3 protein-coding genes are annotated in these 4,729 nt (G+C 67.5%); 2 read left to right on the top strand and 1 reads right to left on the bottom strand.

The features are described 5' to 3' along the window. The coding region (locus GBZ26_RS26980) for an AMP-binding protein (RefSeq protein WP_174441463.1) at nt 1-1,641 on the bottom strand (1,641 nt) is incomplete at its 3' end. A 202-nt stretch (nt 1,642-1,843) separates the two neighbouring features. Here GBZ26_RS26980 and GBZ26_RS26975 point away from each other — a divergent pair. Together GBZ26_RS26975 and GBZ26_RS26970 are read left to right on the top strand one after the other, a co-directional pair. After that, nucleotides 1,844-2,731, top strand: coding sequence for an ABC transporter ATP-binding protein (locus tag GBZ26_RS26975; RefSeq protein ID WP_014241713.1), 888 nt, complete (start codon nt 1,844-1,846; stop codon nt 2,729-2,731). Beyond that, on the top strand, nt 2,731-4,662 hold the full coding sequence (locus tag GBZ26_RS26970; RefSeq protein ID WP_174441462.1) for a long-chain fatty acid--CoA ligase: 1,932 nt from the start codon (nt 2,731-2,733) through the stop codon (nt 4,660-4,662). The genes GBZ26_RS26975 and GBZ26_RS26970 overlap by 1 nt, the downstream gene beginning before the upstream one ends. The last annotated feature ends 67 nt before the right edge of the window (nt 4,663-4,729 follow it).

The raw sequence follows: 4,729 nt of genomic DNA, 5'->3' as shown, positions 1-4,729 counted from the left end.
CTGCATGACGATGGCGTCGGACGCCCGGCCGCGGAAGTGGATGTTGCCGTCGCTGTCCAGGAACGCCCAGTCGCCGGTGAGGTAGTAGCGTCGGCCATGGCGGAAGCGGGCGGCGGTGCGTCCCGGATCGTTGGCGTAGGCGTCGAACCAGAAGAGCGGCGAGGACTCCACGTCGATGGCGATCTCGCCCGCGCCGCCGACCGGCGCCTCGCGGCCCTGCGGGTCGAGGATCACCACGCGGAAACCCGGCAGGGGCCGCCCCAGCGAGGAATCGGCGGTGCGGTCGGCGTGGCCGGGGTCGTAGCGGTTCATCATGAAGATGCCGGTTTCGCGCTGCCCGTACTGGTCGAGCAGGGGGACGCTGACCACGCGGTTCGCCCAGCCGATCAACTCCGGCGGCAGCGGTTCGCCGACCACCGACAGGATGCGCAGCGCCAGCTTGTGCGGCCCGCCCTCCGGGTCGGCGCTGTGCCAGGCGCGGATCTGGGACGGCGCGCAGGTCAGGTTGGTGACGCCGAACTTGGTCAGCATGCGGTAGCCCTGCCGCACGTCGTAGGGACCGTCGCAGAAGATCGTGGTGCGCCCGAGCAGCAGCGGACCGACCAGCCCGTAATAGGCGCCGTAGGCCCAGCCGGGATCAGCCATGTTCCAATAGATGTCGTCGTCGCGCAGGTCGAGGCCGATGCGCATGTACTGCTCGATCCCGGCCAGCGCCATCACGGGCAATGAGACGCCGAGCGGTTTCGGCTCCGCCTCGGAGGTGTACATCAGCGCGAAGGCATCGCGGTCGGCGTAGCGGGCGATGTCGGGCAGGGGAGCCGATTCATGAAGGGCCGACCAGAAGGGCACCGCGTCGGCGCCGGGACCGAAGGCCTCGTCGCCCTCCACCATCACCACGGGACGGCTGTTGTCGCGCGGGATCTTGCGGCGCAGGAAACCGGTGGTGACGATCGCCCGCGCCTCGCTGTCGGCCAGACGGTAGGCGACAGCGGCGGCGGAATAGGTGGTGAAGAGCGGCATGTAGACCCCGCCGAGCCGCCAGATCGCCAGTGCGGCGATCAGCAGCTCCGCCCCCTTGGGCAGCAGCACCGCCACCCGGTCGCCGCGCCCGACGCCGAGGCCGCGCAGCACCGCGGCGAATCGCGCCGAATCGCGGGCCAGCCGGGCGAAGCTCAGCTCGGTCGTCTGGCCGGCCACGCTCTCGTGCAGCAGGGCGGCACGGGCGCCGTCGGCGCGGGCGTGGCGGTCGCACAGCAGGTCGGCGAGCGGAATCGCCTCGCCCTGGTAATCCGGACGCAGGAAAGCGGTCGGCTGAACGGTGGCCGGGCCGGGCGCCGGAACGTCGCCTTCGGGGCGGTGGCGGGCGGCAGCGATGCGGCCCAGCGAATCCAGCTCCGGCCCCAGATGATAGCGGCGGCTGCGCGGGTCCTGGTCGATGAAGCGCTCCCGCGCCAGCGCGGTCAGCAACCGGTGCGCGGTCGCCTTGGACAGGGCGGTGTCGCCCATCAGGTCGGCAAGACGCGCGCCCTCGGCCCCGTGGGAGGCGACGGCGCGCAGCAGGGCCAGCGCGCGCTCCAGGCTTTGCGTGCCGCCGGACGCTCCGGCGGGGGCGGTTTCGGTGTCGGAATCGGGCCGGGTCATGATGGGGTCCATATTATGGACCTTCGGGCCGGATGTCGCTCCAAAAAACATGCATACACGGAATGTCCGTGTTGAAAACCGTGCGCATCACAGGCTATAGTTCAGGCGTTGCACAAAGGACGGTCCACAATATGGACCAGTTCGCCACTCAAACAGTCCGGCGAACGATAAAAAAGGCAGTTCCACAGCAACGGAGGAGGAAATGTCAGGCGCGCCCGTCGCATCGCCACGCGGTTACGCCCATCCGGCCGACGCCACCCGCGCGGCCTCCCCATCGGACACCATCTTCGAAGCCCGGGGCGTGTCCTTGCGCTTTGGCGGCGTGCAGGCGCTGACCGACGTCGGTTTCAGCATCCGCAAGGGGGAGCTGTTCTCCATCATCGGCCCGAACGGTGCGGGCAAGACCTCCATGGTCAACTGCATCTCCGGCCGCTACCGGCCCACCGACGGAAAGGTCTATTTCAAGGGCCAGGACATCACGGGCATGACGCCCAACCACCGCGCCTCGCTCGGCATCGGGCGCACCTTCCAGAATCTGGCGCTGTTCGGCCACATGACGGTGCTCGACAACATCATGGTCGGGCGCCACCACCTGCTGAAGAACAACTTCTTCACCGGGTCGCTCTACTGGCTGACCGGCGCCCGCAAGGAGGAGCTGGCCCACCGCCGCGAGGTCGAGGAGATCATCGACTTCCTGGAAATCCAGCATGTCCGCAAGGCCACGGCGGGCACGCTGTCCTACGGCCTGCGCAAGCGGGTGGAACTGGCCCGCGCCATCGCGCTGAAGCCTGACCTGATCCTCCTGGACGAGCCCATGGCGGGCATGAACCTGGAGGAGAAGGAGGACATGGCCCGCTACATCGTCGACCTGAACGAGGAGTTCGGCATGACGGTGGTGATGATCGAGCACGACATGGGCGTCGTGATGGACATCTCCCACCGCGTGATCGTCCTGGAGTTCGGCAAGAAGATCGCCGAGGGCACGCCGGAGGAGGTCTTGGCCGACCCGCGCGTCAAGCGCGCCTATCTCGGCGAGGACGACGAGGAGGACGAGGCCGTGGCCCCGCCGCCCAAGCAGGAGGTCGCGTGATGTCCCTTCCTGATATCAAGACCCACGACACGCTGCCGAAGCTGCTGACCCTGCACGCCCGCGAGCATGGCGGCGATGTCGCCATGCGCGAGAAGGACTTCGGCATCTGGCGCGAGTTCACCTGGGCGGACATGCACGCCCGTGTGCGCGCCTTCACGCTCGGGCTCATCAAGCTCGGCGTGGAGCGCGGCCATGTGGTGGCCCTGCTCGGCGACAACCGGCCCGACTGGGTGATGGGCGAGATCGCCGCCCACGCCATGGGTGCCATGAGCCTGGGCATCTACCGCGACGCCATGGACGAGGAGGTCGCCTACCTCATCACCTACGCCGACGTGCACGTCATCTTCGCGGAGGACGAGGAGCAGGTCGACAAGCTGCTGAACCTCGGCGAGCGCCTGCCGACGCTGAAGCACATCATCTATTCCGACCCCCGCGGCATGCGCAAGTACAGCGACCCGCGCCTGATGGAGGCGTCGGAGCTGGTGAAGCTGGGCAACGCGCTGCACGCCGAGAAGCCGAACCTCTACGAGGAGCTGGTCGGCGCGACGCGCGGCGACGACGTGGCGGTGCTCTGCACCACCTCGGGCACCACCTCGAACCCGAAGCTGGCGATGCTGCCGGCCGGGCGGCTGATCCGCCATGTCGCCAGCTACCTGTCGGTGGACCCCAAGGGGCCGACCGACGAGTATGTGTCGGTGCTGCCGTTGTCCTGGATCATGGAGCAGATCTACGCCGTCGGCATGGGCATGGTGTCGCGGATGCGCGTGAACTTCGTCGAGGAAGCCGAGACGATGATGAACGACTTCCGCGAGATCGGGCCGAGCTTCGTGCTGTTCGCCCCCCGCCTGTGGGAGCAGATTGCCGCCGACGTGCGCGCCCGCATGATGGACGCCTCGCCCTTCAAGCAGAAGATGTACGACTACGGCATGAAGCTGGGTCTGGAGGCGCTCGCCAACGGAACCCGCTCCGCCGTCGCCGACCGCATTCTCTTCGCAGCGCTGCGAGACCGCCTGGGCTTCACCAACCTGAAGTCGGCGGCGACCGGCGGCGCCGCGCTCGGCCCCGACACCTTCAAGTTCTTCCAGGCGCTGGGCGTGCCGCTGCGCCAGATCTACGGCCAGACGGAGACGATGGGCGCCTACACGGTGCACCGCTCGAACGACGTGGATTTCGACACGGTCGGCGTGCCCTTCGACGACGGCGTCAAGGTCAAGGTGATCGAACCCGACCAGAACGGCATCGGCGAGATCGTCGTCAGCCACCCCAACATGTTCGCCGGCTACTACCGCAACGAGGCCTCGACCACGGCGGACCTGCGCGACGGCTGGATGCACACGGGCGACGCCGGCTTCTTCGACAAGAAGGGCCATCTGGTCATCATCGACCGCATCAAGGACATCGCCACCACCAGCAACAACGACCGCTTCAGCCCGCAATACATCGAGAACAAGCTGAAGTTCAGCCCCTATGTGGCCGAGGCGGTGATCCTGGGCAACAAGCGGCCCTACCTGTCGGCGATCATCTGCATCCGCTTCCCCATCGTGTCGAAGTGGGCGGAGAAGAACCGCATCGCCTTCACCACCTACTCCGACCTCGCGTCGAAGCCGGAGGTCTACGAACTGCTGCGCCAGGAGGTGGAGCGGGTGAACGCGACGCTGCCGGAGTTTCAGCGAATCACCAAGTTCCTGTTGCTCTACAAGGAACTGGACGCCGACGACGGCGAGCTGACCCGCACCCGCAAGGTGCGGCGCGGCGTGATCGCCGAGAAATACGGCGAGATCATCGACTCCATCTACGCGGGCCAGCCGGCCATTGACGTGGACACCACCATCACCTTCCAGGACGGCACCAAGCAGCGCATCCGCACCGTGCTGAAGGTGGTCGACCTGCTGCCCACGCCGGCCAAGAAGCCGGCGCAGGCCGCGGCGTGAGGGGGCGGTGATGATGAAGAAGCCCACTTTTCTCCCTCTCCCCCCCGGGGAGAGGGTCGGGGTGAGG

Source organism: Azospirillum formosense (assembly GCF_013340925.1).
Taxonomy (GTDB): Bacteria; Pseudomonadota; Alphaproteobacteria; order Azospirillales; family Azospirillaceae; genus Azospirillum; species Azospirillum formosense.
This window is presented reverse-complemented; position numbering and strand designations above follow the sequence as displayed.

What these genes read in the sequence shown, in the direction of transcription:
- GBZ26_RS26975 (WP_014241713.1), top strand. Translation starts at nt 1,844, where the DNA reads ATGTCAGGCGCGCCCGTCGCATCGCCACGCGGTTACGCCCATCCGGCC.
- GBZ26_RS26970 (WP_174441462.1), top strand. Translation starts at nt 2,731, where the DNA reads ATGTCCCTTCCTGATATCAAGACCCACGACACGCTGCCGAAGCTGCTG.